This is a genomic window from Paenibacillus eucommiae (genome assembly GCF_017874215.1).
GTDB lineage: Bacteria > Bacillota > Bacilli > Paenibacillales > NBRC-103111 > Paenibacillus_AI > Paenibacillus_AI eucommiae.
In genome coordinates, this window is the sequence record NZ_JAGGLB010000036.1 from 15266 (window position 1) to 35220 (window position 19955).

Annotated in this window: 14 protein-coding genes; 12 read left to right on the forward strand and 2 right to left on the reverse strand. The window is 46.0% G+C overall.

The genetic code is table 11. The features are described from left to right. The first annotated feature begins 9 nt into the window (after positions 1-9). Positions 10-2388, forward strand: a complete 2379-nt coding sequence (locus J2Z66_RS34710; RefSeq protein ID WP_209977370.1) for a putative phage tail protein — start codon at positions 10-12, stop codon at positions 2386-2388. 222 nt (positions 2389-2610) lie between these two features. Further along, entirely contained in the window at positions 2611-3993 is a 1383-nt protein-coding gene (locus J2Z66_RS34715) for an extracellular solute-binding protein (protein WP_209977371.1), read from the forward strand. 197 nt (positions 3994-4190) lie between these two features. On the opposite strand, the gene J2Z66_RS44200 is transcribed toward J2Z66_RS34715, so the two are convergent. Continuing rightward, on the reverse strand, positions 4191-4421 hold the full coding sequence (locus J2Z66_RS44200) for a helix-turn-helix domain-containing protein (RefSeq protein ID WP_209977372.1): 231 nt from the start codon (positions 4419-4421) through the stop codon (positions 4191-4193). A gap of 220 nt (positions 4422-4641) precedes the next feature. Here J2Z66_RS44200 and J2Z66_RS34725 point away from each other — a divergent pair, with 220 nt between their 5' ends. The 10 genes from J2Z66_RS34725 to J2Z66_RS43605 all read left to right on the forward strand — a co-directional run bounded on the left by J2Z66_RS34725 (position 4642) and on the right by J2Z66_RS43605 (position 18220). Further along, positions 4642-4947 (forward strand): helix-turn-helix domain-containing protein, encoded by a 306-nt coding sequence (locus J2Z66_RS34725; protein ID WP_209977373.1) that lies wholly within the window; start codon positions 4642-4644, stop codon positions 4945-4947. A gap of 428 nt (positions 4948-5375) precedes the next feature. Then, positions 5376-6839: an ABC transporter substrate-binding protein gene (locus J2Z66_RS34730; RefSeq protein WP_209977374.1), complete on the forward strand. Its 1464-nt coding sequence runs from the start codon at positions 5376-5378 to the stop codon at positions 6837-6839. Positions 6840-6956: 117 nt separating this feature from the next. Further along, positions 6957-7892 (forward strand): carbohydrate ABC transporter permease, encoded by a 936-nt coding sequence (locus J2Z66_RS34735; RefSeq protein WP_209977375.1) that lies wholly within the window; start codon positions 6957-6959, stop codon positions 7890-7892. Positions 7893-7921: 29 nt separating this feature from the next. Continuing rightward, entirely contained in the window at positions 7922-8761 is an 840-nt protein-coding gene (locus tag J2Z66_RS34740) for a carbohydrate ABC transporter permease (protein WP_312894933.1), read from the forward strand. Between the two features lie 79 nt (positions 8762-8840). Then, positions 8841-9599 (forward strand): SDR family NAD(P)-dependent oxidoreductase, encoded by a 759-nt coding sequence (locus tag J2Z66_RS34745; RefSeq protein ID WP_209977376.1) that lies wholly within the window; start codon positions 8841-8843, stop codon positions 9597-9599. Between the two features lie 118 nt (positions 9600-9717). Continuing rightward, a complete protein-coding gene (locus tag J2Z66_RS34750; RefSeq protein ID WP_209977377.1) occupies positions 9718-10890 on the forward strand; it encodes a DUF7005 family protein in 1173 nt (390 codons plus the stop codon). 50 nt (positions 10891-10940) lie between these two features. Further along, the gene (locus J2Z66_RS34755; RefSeq protein ID WP_209977378.1) at positions 10941-11942 is read left to right on the forward strand and encodes a LacI family DNA-binding transcriptional regulator; all 1002 of its coding nucleotides are present in this window, start codon (positions 10941-10943) and stop codon (positions 11940-11942) included. A 95-nt stretch (positions 11943-12037) separates the two neighbouring features. Beyond that, positions 12038-13324, forward strand: a complete 1287-nt coding sequence (gene hisD, locus J2Z66_RS34760; RefSeq protein ID WP_209977379.1) for a histidinol dehydrogenase — start codon at positions 12038-12040, stop codon at positions 13322-13324. A gap of 235 nt (positions 13325-13559) precedes the next feature. Continuing rightward, positions 13560-14264, forward strand: a complete 705-nt coding sequence (locus J2Z66_RS34765) for an exosporium glycoprotein BclB-related protein (protein WP_209977380.1) — start codon at positions 13560-13562, stop codon at positions 14262-14264. Positions 14265-14458: 194 nt separating this feature from the next. Further along, on the forward strand, positions 14459-18220 hold the full coding sequence (locus tag J2Z66_RS43605) for an exosporium glycoprotein BclB-related protein (protein WP_209977381.1): 3762 nt from the start codon (positions 14459-14461) through the stop codon (positions 18218-18220). 642 nt (positions 18221-18862) lie between these two features. On the opposite strand, the gene rfbG is transcribed toward J2Z66_RS43605, so the two are convergent. Further along, complete coding sequence (rfbG, locus tag J2Z66_RS34775) at positions 18863-19954, reverse strand: CDP-glucose 4,6-dehydratase (RefSeq protein ID WP_209977427.1); 1092 nt, start codon at positions 19952-19954, stop codon at positions 18863-18865. Position 19955: the final 1 nt, after the last annotated feature.

Genomic DNA, 19955 nt, shown 5'->3' on the forward strand with positions numbered 1-19955 from the left:
CTGCTTGAGATGTATGGAGAAGAATTGAGTGCTGATGAAAGTAAGCGTGTAGACGGTGCAGGGGAAGGCCGGGAGGATCATCACGCCGATAGCTCAGCCAAGCTGGGAATGAGTAGAAGAAATGTACTCAGAACAATCGGTATAGGCGGAGTGCTGCTGGCGGGAAGCACAATTGCTTCCAAGCTGGCATTTGCGAATAGCGACGAAGATCAGGCGAAACAAAAGGATGGCAACAGCGACAAAACTTCAGATAGAAGCAGTGAATTGCTTCAGGTTTCTACGGTACAGCATTTGCTGGAGCTGCCTGCGAAATTGCTGAAGGATGGCCAGAAGGTTCATGTGGGAGGCTATTATCAGGATGGTGATGGCGGAGGCAAGCTTGTCCGCTGGGCTGCTGGAAGCACCAAGGCTAACAATGGCGGTACTGTTCATGAGCCTAAGCCGGACAAGAAGCGCGTCGATGGCCGCTGGGAGACGCTGCATAGCGGAGTTGCAGATTTCCGTTGGTTCGGCATCTTTAACGCTTCGAGTCATGCGGATAACGCCCTTGATGCGATGGTAAATGATCCTGCTATTTACCGTATCGAGGGACACACGAATCTGAATTTCGCGAGACGTCATACGTTTCATCGAAGCGGGATTGAGATTGACTTTAACGGCTGCACCGTTACAACCGAGGGCATCGAGCTCAACACCCGTGATAATCCGTTTGGAGCGATTCTATTCTTCCAAGGAACAGAAGCAGGTCAGTCACAAACGGTTACGCTCACGGCCGATCTGGCTGAGCTTACCGATATTCTGGAAGTTGCCGATTCTTCAGTGTTCAAGGTAGAAGACTGGTGGATTGCCCAAGTAGGCAATCTTCCTGGCGGCAAAGCCCAGCGGGAGCTGGATTATATGCTGATGGTGACGGAGATTATCGATGCTCAGCATATTCGCGTTAATTACAAGCTGGGCTGGTCGCTTGCTGCCGGACGGACGATTACGTATAAGAAAATAAACCCGGTTTCCAGATGCCATGTTCGCAATATGAAATTTGTTGGCGTTCCTGTGCCGCCGACCACTTCGACAAGTGTTAGACCCTTTGAGACATGGGATCAGATTGGTTCAAATCCGGTCGCTTATGAATTTGCAGTGAGATGTGACGTTACTGGAGTTGTAGCTACCCAGGTTTTCTGGCCGGTTGTCCAAAGGCGTTACTGTACCCACTATGTGACGGAACGCTGTGAGCTGTATAACCCTGAGGAGAGGGATTGGGGAGGTACCGGCTACTTGACCCAGCAGTTGAATGTTCTGTATGGGCATGTCAAAGATTGTAATACAAGCAATGCGCGGCATTTGAATGATTTCACCTGTGCGGGCTATTGCATGGTTGAGAATTGTCATGGCGATGGCGATGATTACGGTCCCTTCGTCACACATGGCCAGTTCGAACATGATCTTGTCTATATCGGCAATTCCGGCCTAATGTCGTTCGCCAACAGCGGGACGAATTGGGGCGACAGCGCCAAGCGGATTACGGTTAAGAAGCATATCGCAACACGGATTGTAGCCCATAAGAAGATTACAGACATAACGTTCGAAGATATCCACGCCTTCAAGAAGGAGGGACTGGCCAACTCCGGAACGATCTGGGCGAATGCAGATGGCCTGCAAATGAGGGGCTGTACAGCTGAGATGATGCTTACCTTATCCCAAAGCTCCTCACGCTCCAAAAGAAAAAATATGGCCGACGGCTGCACATTCGGGATGATGCCGGATTACGAAATTGCGCGTCCTGTAAGGAGCCCAGCCGTCGGAAACCTGCCGGTTTCAGCAGATTTCACCTTTCAAAACTGTGAGTTTATTAACGTGGACAATAACAATATTGGCAGTATCAACCGGCTTGTACTGATCAACACCTGGTTCAAAGGTGTATCGGCTGCAGCAAGACCCGTCCGGGTCGGAAGTGTGGAGGTCGTCATTCAGGGCGGCGGGTTCCAGAACAGTGGACTGCTGCTGACGGGAAATTTCGATCCGTCCGTCACTGGAACATCCGATCAATCTGTAATGATCGATGGAGGGGCAGTACTCAGTGGTACAAATGCCGAGAAGGCTTTACTCAAAAGCAATAATACAGCCGGTACTGTCACTTGGACCTTGGCAAATCTAACGAGCGTAGCTGCTGATCCGGACACTGCCCATTTGCATATTCAAGGCGGGGTTAACAAGCTGAGAGCATTTGGCACGCACTTTAAAGGCGGCAAGTATGAAATGGTGGATGCTGCTTACGGCAGCGGAAGCTATCTGTTCCTCACATCCTGTGTGGAAGAGTCTGTAAATCGAACCGCATTGCCCATAGAAAAGGAAACAATAAAGCATAGCATTGGCAATTATATAATTTCTTAGTCTTTTAGGCAGTAACATGTGTCAAAGTTAAATTCATGTAAACTTGACTGTTGTTGATTTCACGGCATAATGTTCGATTATGCCGTGAAATCTATTGTGTTGACAAGTAATGGTAGTTGGTTGCTATAATAGCATCAACATCAGTGGATATACAGAATAAGGATACAGGCTATATATTCCTTTCGCCAGTGGGAATGCAGCTTGGAAAATGAGGTATAATAGATGGAAAAACGCACAAGTCGCAAATCATCCCGCGAGCGTTTGAGTGAGCTCATAAACATGCTGCGGGAGGAAATAGTAACAGGCAAACGGCCGATAGGGGATTATTTGCCTGCTGAGAAAACGCTGGCCGAGGATTATAATCTAAGCAACCAATCCGTCCGCAAAGGGCTTGAAACGCTTGTAGCCGAAGGATTGATTGAAAAAATACCGCGTGTCGGAACGAAAGTAATCGGTCTCCATGATGATTCCATCCCGACAGTTAAACTCGGATTCCACAGCTCAGTGACCGGCGAAGCGGATATGCATCGTCTATTGGAGCTGTTTCAACAGACTAATCCGCATATTCGGGTTCTTGCTGTACCGACAGCAAGTAATAATTATAGCTATATCCGTGATTATTTAGCGAACGGTATGCTCGATGTAGTGATGATGAACTATACAAACTTTCAGGAGTTTATGGAAAATGACGCTGCCGGGCTATTGGAGCCGCAGGAACGCAATCCCGATCTGTATCCGATTTTGTCGGATGCCTTTATGGCGGATGGCCGTCAGCTTGTGCAGCCTTTTATTTTCTCACCGCTTATTTTGTGCTATAACCGCGAGCACTTTCGGGAAGCACAGCTGTCTGAACCGGACAGCAGCTGGCAGTGGAAAGATTTGATTGAAGCTTCGTCCAAGCTGGCTATTCCGAATGAACGGCTTGGCTTTCACTGCGATTTATATTCCATGAATCGTTGGCCGCTATTGCTGCTGCAGCATGGAGGTAAATTCGAGCGTCAGGAGGATGGGCGGCTGAAGCTGGCGGGGACAAGGATGATGGACGCTCTGCGCTACTGCGGTGAAATGAAGCAGCATATTCCTTCTCTAAGGGATGGAAGTGTCACCGGTGAATCGGAGCTGTTTCTTGCTAAGGGCAAAGTGTCGATGATTATGACCAGTTATTTTTACCTGAATTATTTACTTGGGGAGCACTTGTCCTTTGATGTGGCACCTGTCCCTCATTTGGGGACACCCATGACGATGCTGTTAAATACGGGGCTGGCCGTTAATCGTAAATCACAGGTTAAGGAAGCGTCTGTTACGTTGGTGGAATTTCTCACCTCCTATCAGGCACAGCTTTTCGTTCGCCAGCATACGTACAGTTTGCCTGCGAGAAAAGCTGCCGCGGAGTACGTAGGGGAAGAAAAGCGTTATCGCCCTACGCGGTTTTCACTTTTCCGTGAAACGATTCCGAGCTTCCGCTATTTTACGGATCTTAACATCAGTGCAAGCGAATTATCCCGGATCAATCAGGAATTAAAGCTGTACTGGGCAGGTTTGGAGACAGAGGAAGCGCTGTGCTCACAAATCGAAGAGAGCTATACAGCAGTTTCACCTGTGTAAATACTCAAGTATAAACAATAAATTCGTTTTAGCTTAGCTTGATTAACTTGATTAGCTAAGACATTGTTCAAGTTAATCAAGCTAAGCTAATTCTGAATGCAGTATATACAGCGTATTAATGATGCCATGAGGACATTTCATTTACTGGAAGCGATTCGGAAGAATAGCGGGAGATGCTCTTTCCGTGTGGGTGTTCTCTAATATGCGTGTGTCTTTGTAGGTCTGAAGGGATTCACCTTCCAGAATCCAATCGACTGAAACCTTGAAGAACTTCGCCAGAGAGAGAGGAGTGCGTCTGCTCCGGGCTTTGCCCTGCCTCGTTCCCAATCTCCGACATTGCCACGGGAAACCTTGATGTTTTCTGCTAATTGCTCCTGGTTAATCCTTGATTTGCCCCGTAATTCCTTGATTCTTGCTCCGATATTCATTCATATACCACCAGGTTAGTAGAAGTGTTTTGAGGTGAAAAGTTTTCATACACGTAAAAAAATGCATTTAAACTGTTGACTTAGCACGGATATTCGTGTATTTTATAGTTAGATTAACAAGTTCACCACTTGGAATCTTACCACAACATTTCCAGTCAAAAACACTAAAAAAGTTCCAAAGAAGCAGCAATGGACCACATCGGGAAAGGAGCGGCCAGACTTGAAGAAAAAGAGGGAGTTGTCTCCGATCGGGGTGATCATTAGGAAACGGCTTCTCGACGTCGGCAAAACCCAGGCGCAGCTTGCTGAGGAAGTTGGAACGACCAAGGTCTATCTTAACTACATTCTTCACGGCGAACGGTCGGGCCATAAATACCTTCCTAAAATCTTCACGGCACTGGAAATTGACCCTAAATCACTTCAACCCAAATACCGCTCAAATAGCCTCAATTCGAAGGAGGGAAGACACCTCAGCGAAGTACACTCATTAACACTGGAATCTATTGCACGAACAGATTTTTTATGAATATTGATGCCAATGATCCGAATCTAATGTAAGTCAATGCTTGAGGGGACATCCCTAATGCAAAAGAACGATGGGTGTTGGAAAGCTGGACTATGAGATGGAACGTGGTGACTGTTAGCAAGTTAAAATTTTTTACCAGTTAACTAAAACGCTTACAAGTAATAATTTTACAGAGTGTGTAATAAAAAGGATTAAAATTTTTTATCAATATTTAAAGCGCTTACAATCGTTTCATTCATGTATACAAAGTTTTTTCCACTGGTGAAATTTTTTGTTGACGTTTCGATATAATCGGTGTAATATGTGTGTAACATTTCAGATAGTTGTACGGTTGATGTTAATTAACTTCACCTTATGTGTTATTTTAATTAACGCGCATGTAACCTTATCTGAGATGAACTTTTTTTATATTCGAGGGGGAAAAGAAAATGGGGTATTCCGCAAAAAGTTGGACGGCAAAGCTTTTCATTGTTTTGTTAGCGTTTGCAGTGTTGGTTGGTTGTAGCAGTGGTGGAAAAGGAACATCGACTCCTGCTCCGACAAGCGGTACTGGAACACCGGCTCCATCAGACGCTGGTGGCGATGTTTATCCAGAGAACGGGCTTTCCAAAACTGAAAAAGTTAAAATCAAATGGGGCTATTGGGAAAACGGTTACGGACGCGCTTGGGCAGATAACGCTGTAGCGAAGTTCACCGAGAAATACCCGAATGTAAGCTTCGAAATGACATCTTCCCCAGTTATTCGTGACCTGATTGGTACGAAAATGGCGGCAAAAAATGATGAGGATATGTTCGATATCATCTCCCCAAGCTTTAACGGAGACGAAGGTACTATTGCTCAACAAGCTGGTTTGTTCGAAGATTTGTCAGATCTTTGGGAACGTGAAGTTCCGGATGCTCCTGGCAAGAAGCTGAAAGATGTTGTATTGGATAACACAATGGAATATGCTGCTAAGGTTGATGGCAAGTTCTATCAAATTCCAATGGGCGCTTACTCTCTTGGACTGTTTTATGACAAAGCCTTCTTCAAAGAAAAAGGCTGGAACACCGCTCCGAAAACTTACAGCGAGTTCATGGCTTTGATGGAAACCATTAAAGCAGACGGAATTATTCCAATTACGTACCCTGGTGTTTATGCAACTTACTTGTACTTTGGATTCACAATGAAACCTTTTGAGCTTGCTGAGCATCAAGGTAACCTCGAAGCTTTCACAAAAGATTTCAGAGCTGGCATAAATATGTACTCTGCACCAGAATATAAGGAAATGTGGTCACGTATTTACGATATGGGTAAAAAGGGATACTTCCCTCCAGGTGTTGCTGCACTAAACCATACACAATCACAAATGCAAATCCTTCAACATAAAGCTGCCTTGGCTGCAACTGGAGACTGGGTAGAGAATGAAATGATCGATTCGACTCCTGATGGCTTTCAGTGGGGCTTCATGGCAATTCCTTTCAGCGAAAAAGCTGGAGATCCGATTTGGGTGGAGAACGGAATTGGTTCCGGAAGCTTGATGATCTGGAAAAACAAGCCTGACCTGGTTAAAGCATGGGCTAAAGAATTTAACCTGTTCCTGATGACTAACGACATTCAAGCAGTTAACGGTGAAAACGGAATTGCTCCAATTCGTAAGGATTTTGCAGATAACGCAGAAAACGTTGCTAAGCTGCAACAAGCTCCACAAGCTGTTCTTGAGTATGTGAAAAACAACAATGGTAAATTTGGTTCCGGTGTTCGCGACGTTGTCTTCTCTGAGCCGGATGCAGCCAAAGCTACTAAGATGATTACTGAAATGATCGTTGAAGTAACAGCTGGTAAAAAAGATCCGCTGCCAGTGCTTGAAGAAGCAGATAAGTTAATGAAGAAAGTAATAGAAGCAAAAAAATAATAAATTGGGCTAATAGAGCTTTCAATTGAAAAACAGGGGAGAGGGACTCCGGTCCCTCTCCGCTTTATAAAGTAAAAACAACATAAGCTGTAAACAACTGTGAAAGGAGGCAAGCAGATGGCTAAAGCTCAATATGGGAATACCGTGAAGACGACCAGCTTAAGTAAAAAGAAAGTGCAAAAGTGGGTCTTTGTTATTCTGGCGTTAAGCCCAAGTTATTTAGGTTATTTACTATTCACGCTATATCCAAATATATTGTCTGCTTACTACTCCTTGCTCGAGTGGAACGGACTTACCGCGGCTAAGTTTGTCGGGCTTGATAATTATATTTATTTATTCAAGGATCATTATGTATGGAGAGATCTAGGGCATAACCTCCTATTGATGATTACAGTTCCTATCTTGACGATTATCCCTTCCATTCTTCTTGCGTATCTGCTTAATGTCAAAGGGTACCGCGAGTCGGCATTCTATAAAGTCATTTATTTTCTGCCAAACGTATTGGCTATTATCGTAATTGCCTTGTTATGGTCGTTCATTTATGACGGGAGCAATGGATTATTGAACGCCATTTTGAAGGTTTTTGGCATTGACAACAATGAGTTTTACTGGTTAGGTGACAAGCGAACAGCCATTTGGGCTCTTTTGCCGCCACTTATCTGGGGTGGAGTCGGATTTTATGTCATTATCTTCATGAACGCTATGAAATCTATCCCTTCATCTTTATATGAATCGGCGATACTGGATGGGGCCTCTCATATGACAAGACTGTGGAAAATTACGATTCCACTGATTAACCCAATTGTCCGTATCAGTACTTTGTTCCTCGTACTTGGTGTATTTAAAGGATTTGAAATTATGCTGATCATGACCAATGGTGGACCGGCAGGATCGACGGAAGTAATCGGATTGTATATGTTCAATATGGCATTCGGTAAAGATTCTCATAGCTATGGGTATGCATCGGCGATCGGCATGTTCCTGTTTGTCATCCTGATCATCTTGAAGCTCATTATCGACAGACTCAGCCCTAAGGATCAAATTGAATTTTAAGCTTCGAAGCTTCAGGAAGGAGGGCTCCCGTGGATACTAATAAACGCACTTTTATTGATGTCATCTGGCGGTTTATCATGTTTTTATGTGCATTAACCGTTATTTTCCCATTGTTCTGGATTATTCTCGAATCACTCAAAACAAATAAAGAGTTTTTTGCAAATGTGTGGGCATTTCCTGAGCAGCTCAGATGGGAAAACTACACAAATGCCTGGAAATCGTATCACCTGGGATCCACCATGCTGAATACGCTCTATTACGTGGGTGTGAGTCTTGCACTGGGTACTTTTTTGGCGACGTTGAGTGCTTATACGCTTACTCGTGTTGAATTTACCGGACGTAAATTTATTTGGGGCACTATTATGATTTCGTTGTTTTTACCAGGGATTAATGCATTAGTTCCTCAGTATGTATTAATGAGGGATTTAGGTCTTACGAACAGCTTGACAGGTCTCATTATTCTCGACAGCTTTGGTGAAAGCGTGTTTTTCCTGATGCTGCTCGGTGGATTCATGCAATCCTTGCCTAAAGAAATGGAAGAAAGTGCTTTTATTGATGGAGCTTCGCTCTTTCAGGTGTTTATTCGCATCATTCTCCCTCTATCGACTCCAGGTATCGTGACTGTTGCGATCTTTAAGTTCCTGGGTCTATACAATTCGTTCCTGGGACCATTTATTTACTTGAGCGATGCCAAGAAGTACACGATCGGGGTAGCGATGTATCATGCTAATCAGATTATGCAATATAAAGCAGATTGGGTGACTTTATTTGCAGGCGTTACGATTGCCATGGTTCCAACGATCATCATCTACATCGTATTCCAAAAACAAATTGCGGAAGGCGCGACTCTTGGTGGAGTTAAAGGATAATCAATGGAGCAGATCGGGACTGCGCAGGAGAATATGCGGCTCGATCTGTTATCATCATCAATGGATAGGAGCATAAGGTATGGATTCGATGCAGTTAAACAATAAAGTCATCCTTATTTCTGGTGCATTAGGCGCTGGAGGCCGTGCGGCTGTGAACTTGTTCTTGGAAAGAGGCGCCATCGTTGCAGCGTGCGATATTAAGTCGGAGCAAGATTTTCCGGAAAAAAATCTATTGCTGGAACGTTACGGCAGCGGACGTCTGCTTTACAAACGGACTGATGTGTGTAAAGAAGAAGATGTCAAGGATTTGGTGGAGCTTGTCGAACAAACCTTTGGTAGATTGGATGGCTCGTACCATAATGCTTATGTAAATAAGGTGGGGACTATTGCGAACCAATCGCTGCAGGACTGGGAGGATAATATTCGTGGAACGTTGACCAGCACCTTTCTTTTCTCTAAATATGCGGCCAGCCTCATGATGAAATCAGGTGGCGGTTCCATCGTTAATACTTCCTCCGTGCTTGGAACTATGCCCCGAATCGGCAATGGAGGTTACGGCGCAGGCAAAGCTGGATTGGAGCATTTGACACGAATTATTGCAGTTGAATATGCGCCTTATGGCATTCGTGCCAATGTGGTTGTACCAGGTGATTTCAAATCCGATGAAGTACTGGCCAATATTGGTCAGCAGCATATGGATATGATGAAAGAAATCTCTTTGCTGGGGAGAAGCGGTAGAGCTAATGAAATAAATGAAGTGGCAGCCTTTCTGCTGTCAGATGCTGCTTCCTATGTCACAGGATCTCTTTATCCGGTGACAGGAGGAATATGGAAGTGATGAACAGCTAACCCCATTGGCGGGGTTATTTTTCATTTCTTCATCACATAGTCAGGGTACTGGTGCTCTGAATAATAAAGTATAATAAGGATACTATACACAGACATAGGAGATAATTATGGTTTCTGAAGCGTGGAGGAAAGAAGTGCTTCGTTCTTTTGGAGCGGGCATCGCGGAGGCAGAGGAACTGTTAGCCTATAACAAAAATAGGTTTGTACAATCTGCGGAGCAAATTCAAAGTCTGCCCCAATTTCCAATGGCTGATGAAGGCTTTGTTCCTGTTTGGGAAGCCTACTTGAAAGAGACAAAGGACAGAAATCTGATTGACGTTCTCCGGTCGAAGCTGATTCAACTGCAATTTCCTATCCAGCAAGGAATTAGTCAAACCCCTGCTTATCGTCAAGCAGTACTAAAGGGCGTAATGACTAGTGATATTCGAGTGAATGATGGAGTGTGTTTTAGCCGTCCAGATTTAATGGATTTGAACATTCACCAAACTGCTGCGGGAAAAATTCCAGTGTTGACCACCAGACACAGACCGGATTTTGTGAAGCTTGTGCAAGCGTTGACCCGAAAAAATGAACCAGTTACCATACCTGATTCTATGGGAGCGTGCATGATAGGAGGGTATAATAACTGGGATCGAATATGGATGCACAAGAAGCATTGGGAGCAGAATCATGGAGGAGCGCATGAAAATGGAGGATGGCAGGAGCAATTCAGCTTGCTTATAGCCCAGAAGGAGCTTTATCAGGATCGGCTGATCCTGTTGACGGATGGTCCCTATAGCTCTGTAATCCCCGACAGCAGCATGAGCGCGGAAGTATGGAATGAATTATCGCTAGTGATTCGAAGAGAGCATGAAGCTGCCCACTATTTTACACGCAGGGTGTTTTCGTCCATGGAAAATAATATGATGGATGAGCTTATTGCTGATTATGCTGGAATTACTGCCGCAAATGGTACTTACAAGGCAGAGTGGTTCCTTCATTTTATTGGTTTGGAGCAGTATCCCTCTTATAGGGAAGGAGGCAGATTGCAGAACTATAAGGGCAATCCACCGCTTTCGGACTCGGCCATGTATATTTTGCAGGCTTTGTTAGTTCAAGCTGCGCAAAATCTCAGTCGATTTGCAGAAAAGCTTCAGCATTCCCAACATCCAATAAGGCTGGAGCATATGCTTGTCACTCTTTGCTGCCTTACGTTGGAAGAGTTGGCTTCTGAAGAGGGGGAGCAATTGTTAGATAAGCACTATACATATTGGACTATTGACAAATCGGCTAGGCTGTAATAAATTTATATTATATTTTTGTGAATACGTATTCAGAAAAAGGTGCTTCCATGATTTCATCTAAAGATGTTGCCAAGAGAGCGAGGGTGTCGCAGCCAACGGTTTCCAGAGTGCTTAATAACCCCGACAGCGTTAAGGCGGAAACCAGAAATAGAGTACTGGAAGCTATGGAAGAACTAGGTTACTATCCTAATTTGATTGCCCGCAGCTTAGTTACTAACACAACCCGAACGATTGCCCTGGTATCTGGCACGCTGAAGAATGGCTTCTTCGCTGAGACGACGGATTCTATTGTACATTCGGCTAAAAGCAAAGGCTACAAAACGATCACATATTTCGAGGATGAGGATGAGGTCCCGGATTTTTTTGATTCTGTTATGGGCTTTAAGGTCGATGGATTGCTCCTTTCTTTGATCAAGCTGGACGATCCGGTGCTGGAAAGGATCAAGAAAACGAAAATACCTTGTATGTTTTTTAATCGCAAGCCGCGTCATGGAGGTAATTTTGTTGTTCTGGATAACCAACTGGCGGCAAAAATGCTGACACAGCATCTATTAGAGCTAGGACATCAGAGAATTGCTTATATTTCTGGACGCACGGATGTTTCTACTTTTCTTGACCGCAAGCTTGGTTTTGAGCAAACAATGGCCGAAGCCAATGTGAATTTGATTCCTGAAATGATCCACTTTATTGGTACTTCCAGTAATGAAGTTGAAGAAGCGACAGTGAAGCTATTGGCGATGGACCCGCCTCCTACCGCTATTATGTGTGTAACGGATACGATAGCGCTTATTTGTATGGATATCATTATGTCGAGGGGCTTACGTGTACCTGAAGATATTAGCATCGCTGGTTTTGACGATATCAGGCTTTCGTCCCACCAGGCGATTCAATTAACTACTGTCGGCAGCAGTGATATGCAGACCATGGGGGAAATTGCCGCTGATAATTTGATTGAACTGATCGAGCTATCGGAAGTAAATGCGGAACCTCGTCAAATTTTGCTGCAGCCCGTTTTGAATGTCAGAAAAACGACTGCTGCACTAAGCTAATTTTTTTAATCTTTTATGAATACGTATTCAGAATAAGTGATATCAATGAGATGGGCAGCGTGTAAACAACTTACTTATATTTGGAGGGAACAAACATGGCAACTTTTTTAAAGGCAGGCAAGACACAGGAGGAAATTCTCGAGCATGATCAAAAGGTCTATGAAACAGTCCGGCGCATCATCGAAAAAATCGGTAAACATGGCGAATCGGCGGTGCGCGAATTGTCACAGCAGTACGATAGCTGGCTGCCTTCAAGCTTTCGTCTTAGTCAGGAGCAAATAGAGGCTGTTGTGGCTAGTGTTCCTGAGCAGGTGAAAACAGATATCCGGTTTGCCCAGGAGCAAATTCGTAATTTTGCCGAAAAGCAGAGAGCGACGATCACGGATCTTGAGGTGGAAACGCTCCCCGGAGTGACGCTTGGACATAAGAACATACCTGTAAACAGCGTGGGCTGTTATATTCCTGGAGGCCGTTATCCGATGGTCGCTTCCGCGCATATGAGCATTCTTACTGCGAAGGTTGCTGGTGTGAAAAGAGTAATTGCCTGTACCCCTCCGATCGATGGGGAAATACCGGCTGCGACGGTTTGTGCGATGGCTTTTGCAGGTGCGGATGAAATTTATATTCTTGGAGGCGTCCAGGCTATGGTCGCTATGGCATTAGGCACTGAAGTCATAAAACCGGTCGATATGCTGGTTGGTCCAGGCAATGCGTATGTAGCTGAAGCCAAACGGCAATTGTACGGAAAAGTAGGTATTGATTTATTTGCAGGCCCAACAGAGGTCATGGTTATTGCCGATCACACCGCGGATGCGGAAATGGTTGCTTGCGATATATTAGGTCAATCCGAGCATGGTCCTACTTCTCCGGGAGTACTGATTACTACTTCATCCAAGCTGGCAGAGGAGACATTAATAGAGATAGAAAGACAGCTGCAGACACTAGCAACAGCAGATATAGCACTAGTGGCATGGAAGGATAACGGTATGATCATTTTGGTAGATAGTATTGAAGAAGCTGTTATTGAGGCGGATAAGCTTGCTTATGAACATGTTGAGGTGTTGACGGAAAATCCAAGGTATTTTCTCGAAAATATGACGAACTACGGCGCACTATTCCTGGGTCCTGAAACGAATGTGGCTTACGGCGATAAAGCAATAGGCACAAATCACACACTCCCTACAAAAGGGGCAGCACGCTACACGGGTGGATTATGGGTTGGAAAATTTCTTAAAACCTGCACTTACCAGCACTGCACGCCCGAAGCAAGCGTTTTGGTTGGAGAATATGTGGCTCGGTTGTGCGAGATTGAGCGATTCATGGGACATAAGGAGCAAGCGCTGCTGCGTGTGCGTCGCTATGGTAATAACGGAACGACGTAATACAAAATTGTGCGTAAGACCCACAGCAAATGGCTGTGGGTCTGTTTTTTTTGCCTATTAAGAATGTTCCAGCAATATAATTGCACTAGCTCTTGAATTAAAGCTTGTTTCTCTTATATGCTTACACATTTTTTTTGACAGAATAGATTGAAGTCTATTAAAAATAGATGCTAGTCCAATCCAGATTAAGAGATCCTACATAAAATGAATCATACTAAAACGGAGGTGTTCATTTATGAGCTGTCAAAAAAAGCATTCAAAAAGTGGATGTGATACACCAAGCAGTTGCAATAAGAAAATAATAAAGGTAGATTGTGCTCCTACAAATGTAAAGGTGAAAGCTCCGCAGGGTCTTCGTGGTCTTAGAGGACCTCAGGGTCCAAGAGGTCCCCGGGGCAGAAGAGGTAGAGAAGGAGATGCGGGTCCTGGTGCAATAATTCCATATGCGTCTGGACTTCCTATTACAATGACCACTATAGGAGGTGGAGTAGTAGGCACTACGGGTCTCATAGGATTTGGAAGTTCAGCTACTAATATTGCTCTTGCAGGTGGAGTGATAGATCTCACAGGTGCTGGTGGCACGCTTCTTAATATGGCATTTTCAGTGCCCCGTGATGGGACAATAACTTCTATTTCTGGATTTTTTAGCGCAACAGTGGCACTGGCCATTGCAACAACGACAATAACCATCACAGCTCAATTATTCACTGAAACCACAACCAACATCTTTAGACCAATTCCAGAAGCGAGTGTAACATTAGCTCCACCTATCCCGGGTCCAATTGCAAGTGGCGCCAGCAGCAGGGGTACAAATTACGGGTTGGATATTTCTGTATCCGAAGGAGATCGTTTATTAATGGTATTTTCTGCAACAGCAGCAGGAACTACGCTTGTGAATACTGTGGTAGGCTATGCAAGTGCAGGTGTTACAATTAATTAGTTTTCTGTAATTTTACAAAAAAAGGATTCCTTGGCATTTAGGGGACTCTTCTTTTTTTTTCGTAGAAATTTTCAGATTAGTATACTATGTTTCTATAAATAGTTTGAAGTCTATTGAATAATTGGGTGCAAGTCCACTCCGTATTAAGGAACAGTACATAAGATAAGAAGATACTAAAACGGAGGTGCTATTTAATGGATTGTCCGAAAAAAAAGTCTAAGAAGAAATCTCACAAGAAAAAAGATTGCAATACTGAAATAATAAAAGTTACCTGTCCTTCCCCAAAACCATCTGCAAGAGGTCCGCAAGGTCCACGAGGACCGAAAGGCTCGCGTGGGCCCCGCGGTAAAAGAGGAAGACAAGGGGAGTATGGAGAAGGAGGGACTGGGGCTACAGGACCTGCAGGGCCCGCAGGAGCAACTGGACCTTCTGGAGGAGAGCGTGGAGCAACAGGAGCCACCGGACCGGCTGGTCCAACTGGAGCTACTGGAGTTGGCTTAACTGGAATTGTTCCTTTTGATCCGCTATTGGCACCAACATATCCGGTAGGTCAAGTCGTTACCTATAATGGAAGCACATATATAGTAAACACGGCGCCACCAAGCGGAACACCAGATACTTCTGGCGACTATACGTTGTTGGCAGCGAGAGGCGCTACTGGATCGACAGGAGGAACCGGAGCTACTGGAGTGACCGGAGCTACTGGAGCAACGGGTGCAACCGGAGCAACAGGAGCTGGTGAAACCGGGGCCACTGGAGCAACAGGAGCAACAGGATCAACAGGAGCGACCGGTGCAACCGGGGCTACTGGAGCTGGTGAGACAGGTGCAACCGGAGCGCCCGGTGCAACTGGGGGAACTGGAGCAACGGGAGCAACTGGTGCAACAGGAGCGCCCGGTGCAACCGGGGCTACTGGAGCTGGTGAGACAGGTGCAACCGGAGCGACCGGTGCAACAGGGGGAACTGGAGCAACGGGAGCAACTGGTGCAACAGGTGAAGCAGGAGCAACTGGGGCTACGGGAGCAACGGGAGCCACAGGGGTAGGTTTAGATGGAATAGTAGAATTTGATCCACTAGAAGCACCGACGTATCCGATAGGTCAAGTCGTCACCTATAATGGAAGCACGTATATTGTAAACACAGCACCACCGACCGGAACGCCAGATACTTCAGGAGATTACACGTTATTGGCAGCGAGTGGAGCCACTGGAGCAACCGGGGCTACTGGAGCTGGGGCTACTGGAGCGACTGGTGCAACCGGAGGAACTGGAGCAACGGGTGCGACCGGTGCAACAGGTGCAGCAGGAGCAACCGGAGCAACGGGAGCCACAGGGGTAGGTTTAGATGGAATAGTAGAATTCGATCCATTGGTAGCACCAACGTATCCGGTAGGTCAAGTGGTCACCTATAATGGAAGCACGTATATCGTAAACACAGCACCACCGACCGGAACGCCAGATACTTCAGGAGATTACACGTTATTGGCAGGGAGTGGAGCCACTGGATCAACCGGGGCTACTGGAGCTGGGGCTACTGGAGCGACTGGTGCAACCGGAGGAACTGGAGCAACGGGTGCGACCGGTGCAACAGGTGCAGCAGGAGTAACTGGGGCTACAGGAGCAACAGGAGCAACGGGAGCCACAGGGGTAGGTTTAGATGGAATAGTAGAATTTGATCCACTAGAAGCACCGACGTATCCGGTAGGTCAAGTGGTCACCTATAATGGAAGCACGTATATCGTAAACACAGCACCACCGACCGGAACGCCAGATACTTCAGGAGATTACACGTTATTGGCAGCGAGTGGAGCCACTGGAGCAATAGGGGCAACCGGAGCAACGGGTGCAGCAGGGGCAACTGGGGCTACAGGAGCCACAGGGATAGGATTAGATGGAATAGTAGAATTTGATCCAGTGGTAGCGCCAACGTATCCAGTAGGTCAGGTAGTAACTTACAATGGAAGCACGTATATCGTGAACACAGCACCACCGACCGGAACGCCAGATGCTTCAGGAGATTACACATTACTGGCAGCAAGTGGAGCCACTGGAGCAATAGGGGCAACCGGAGCAACGGGTGCAGCAGGGGCAACTGGGGCTACAGGAGCCACAGGGATAGGATTAGATGGAATAGTAGAATTTGATCCAGTGGTAGCACCAACGTATCCGGTAGGTCAAGTGGTCACCTATAATGGAAGCACGTATATTGTAAACACAGCACCACCGACCGGAACGCCAGATACTTCAGGAGATTACACGTTATTGGCAGCGAGTGGAGCCACTGGAGCAATAGGGTCAACCGGAGCAACGGGTGCAGCAGGAGCCACAGGAGCAACAGGGGTAGGTTTAGATGGAATAGTAGAATTTGATCCAGTGGTAGCGCCAACGTATCCAGTAGGTCAGGTAGTAACTTACAATGGAAGCACGTATATCGTGAACACAGCACCACCGACCGGAACGCCAGATACTTCAGGAGATTACACGTTATTGGCAGGGAGTGGAGCCACTGGAGCCACTGGAGCAATAGGGGCAACCGGAGCAACGGGTGCAGCAGGGGCAACTGGGGCTACAGGAGCAACAGGGATAGGTTTAGATGGAATAGTAGAATTTGATCCAGTGGTAGCGCCAACGTATCCAGTAGGTCAGGTAGTAACTTACAATGGAAGCACGTATATCGTGAACACAGCACCACCGACAGGAACGCCAGATGCTTCAGGAGATTACACATTACTGGCAGCAAGTGGAGCCACTGGAGCAATAGGGGCAACCGGAGCAACGGGTGCAGCAGGGGCAACTGGGGCTACAGGAGCCACAGGAGCCACAGGAGCCACAGGAGCCACAGGGATAGGATTAGATGGAATAGTAGAATTTGATCCAGTGGTAGCGCCGACGTATCCAGTAGGTCAAGTGGTCACCTATAATGGAAGCACGTATATCGTAAACACAGCACCACCGACCGGAACGCCAGATACTTCAGGAGATTACACGTTATTGGCAGGGAGTGGAGCCACTGGAGCAATAGGGGCAACCGGAGCAACGGGTGCAGCAGGGGCAACTGGGGCTACTGGGGCTACTGGAGCCACAGGGGTAGGTTTAGATGGAATAGTAGAATTTGATCCAGTGGTAGCACCAACGTATCCGGTAGGTCAAGTGGTCACCTATAATGGAAGCACGTATATTGTAAACACAGCACCACCGACCGGAACGCCAGATACTTCAGGAGATTACACATTACTGGCAGCAAGTGGAGCCACTGGAGCAATAGGGGCAACCGGAGCAACGGGTGCAGTAGGGGCAACAGGGGCAACCGGAGCAACGGGAGAAGCTGGAGCAACAGGGGCAACCGGAGCAACGGGAGAAGCTGGAGCAACAGGGGCAACCGGAGCAACAGGAGAAGCCGGAGTCATAGGGGCAACGGGAGCAACAGGAGCTCCTGGAGCAGGAGCAATCATACCTCTGGCATCTGGAGGACCTGTTATCATGACTACAGTAGCGCTGGGGTTAGTTGGAACAACAAGTCTTGTTGGATTTGGAAGTTCTGCTACGGGGATTACTCTTGTTGGTGGTAACATAGATCTGACAGGTACTCTAGCTGGACCTATTATCAACTTTGCTTTTTCGGTACCTCGTTCTGGAACGATCACATCAATTGCTGCTTATTTCAGTAATACCGTATCTTTAAGTCTTCTTGGTACTGATATTACTATAAGAGGACAATTATTCCAATCAGCTACTCCAAATAACACATTTGTTCCAGTTGCAGGTGCAATTGTAACTCTTCCAAATCTCACAGGAACTATCAATTTAGGAAGTTTTGTAAATTCGATAACAACTGGTTTGAGTATTCCTGTCACACCACAGACACGTCTATTAATGGTATTCTCAGCCACTGCTTCGGGGCTAACCCTTATTAATACAGTTACTGGGTATGCTAGTGCTGGCATTACAATTTCGTAATAAAAATGAGCTTATGAAAGGCGTATCTCAGACTGTCGAGAAAGTCTCGGCAGTCTTTCTTTTTGGATAAATAAATTATATCATCACCGCGGTAATATGATATGACAATACCTATGAAATCCTTTGGATATCGTGGTGTTATGAATCCTGCATACGCACCGATCGGGATCTCAAATGAATTTCGGATTAATCTACTGCACGGCTCCAGAAAATTATTTGTGGCGCAAAGTAGCAAAACATATAGATTTTTCTTTTTTTAACGAGAATAATCTAACCTCTATAAGTAAGGGATTAATCGTATTCATTCGAACTAAGATTGTATCTTACCCATGATATGTACCAAACAACGGGCAAGGGCTTCTTATGGCACTTGTTTGCAGCCCAATCGAGCTGCTTAAGCTTGGGTTTGTAAAATTTTTCGAAATTTGTGAAGTCGGTGAACGGATTCCGAGTGCTACAGTGCAAAGACAAATAGAAACCAAAAGGTAACCATTCCTCTAAGAATAGCATAGGGAGGAGTGGCTCAAGTTAAGGTAGCATGGAAGAAAGCTGCCCACAAAAAAAGGCAGCTTTTAATAAATCCTATATTTTAGATTCACCTGGATATCAAATGCTAAAAGTGCTTGAATGAGCGCAAGTAGCTTAATCCGTTCTGGTGAACTCCATAATTTGCCGCAGAGAAACCTCTGTTAAATTTCCGTGGCTCCGATAAACAGCGATCCATTCAAGTACTTTGTCGATCGCCTGCTCCGTATTCCAACGTGGACGCCAGGATAGTCTCTTCCTCGCTTTGGAAGAATCCAGCCGCAGCTGGTTGGCTTCATTCAAATCTCCCTGCGATTGAATCGTATATCCGGCTTGATCACCTTCCGGCCACTGGCTGCATATCCGCTTTACGACCCAGATAACGGAACGCTCGTCTTGCGCATCGGGTCCGAAATTCCAGCCTTCAGCGAAATCTGCCCCTTGCTCTACCATTTTTTGTGCGAGTAAGAGGTAGCCGCAGAGCGGCTCCAATACATGCTGCCAAGGTCTGATAGCGTCGGGGCTGCGAACGATAATCGATTTTTGTTGGAGTTGTGCCCGAATACAATCAGGGACTAATCGATCAGAAGCCCAATCACCGCCTCCGATTACATTCCCTGCACGAGCTGAAGCAAGGGCGACGCCATGTTTTACATACTCCGATTGAGGGAAATAAGACTCCCGGTAACTGGAGGTAACCCATTCAGAACAGGCTTTACTGCTGGAATAAGGATCATGTCCCCCCAATCTGTCCGTTTCTCTATAGCCCCAAATCCATTCCTGATTTTCGTAGCACTTGTCCGTAGTCACGTTAATAACAGCTTTGATCTGACCTCCCGCATCAACAGCCTTGCGCACAGCATCCAGTACATATACCGTACCCATCACATTAGTTTCAAAAGTCATGACTGGATCTGCATAGGAAGAACGGACAAGGGGCTGCGCAGCCATATGGATTACGATCTCAGGCTTGGCGGCACTCAAAGCTTCGAGTAAGGCATGCTGGTCGCGGATATCTGCATAAACCGTTGGGATGACATGTACCATTTTGCACAATTCAAACATGCTGGGGCTAGTCGGAGGCTTCAAAGCATATCCGGTCACTATCGCTCCGAGCTGTGTCAGCCATAAGCTTAACCAAGTTCCTTTAAAGCCGGTATGGCCAGTAACAAAAACTTTCTTTCCCTGCCAAAAGACCGAATCCAGCATC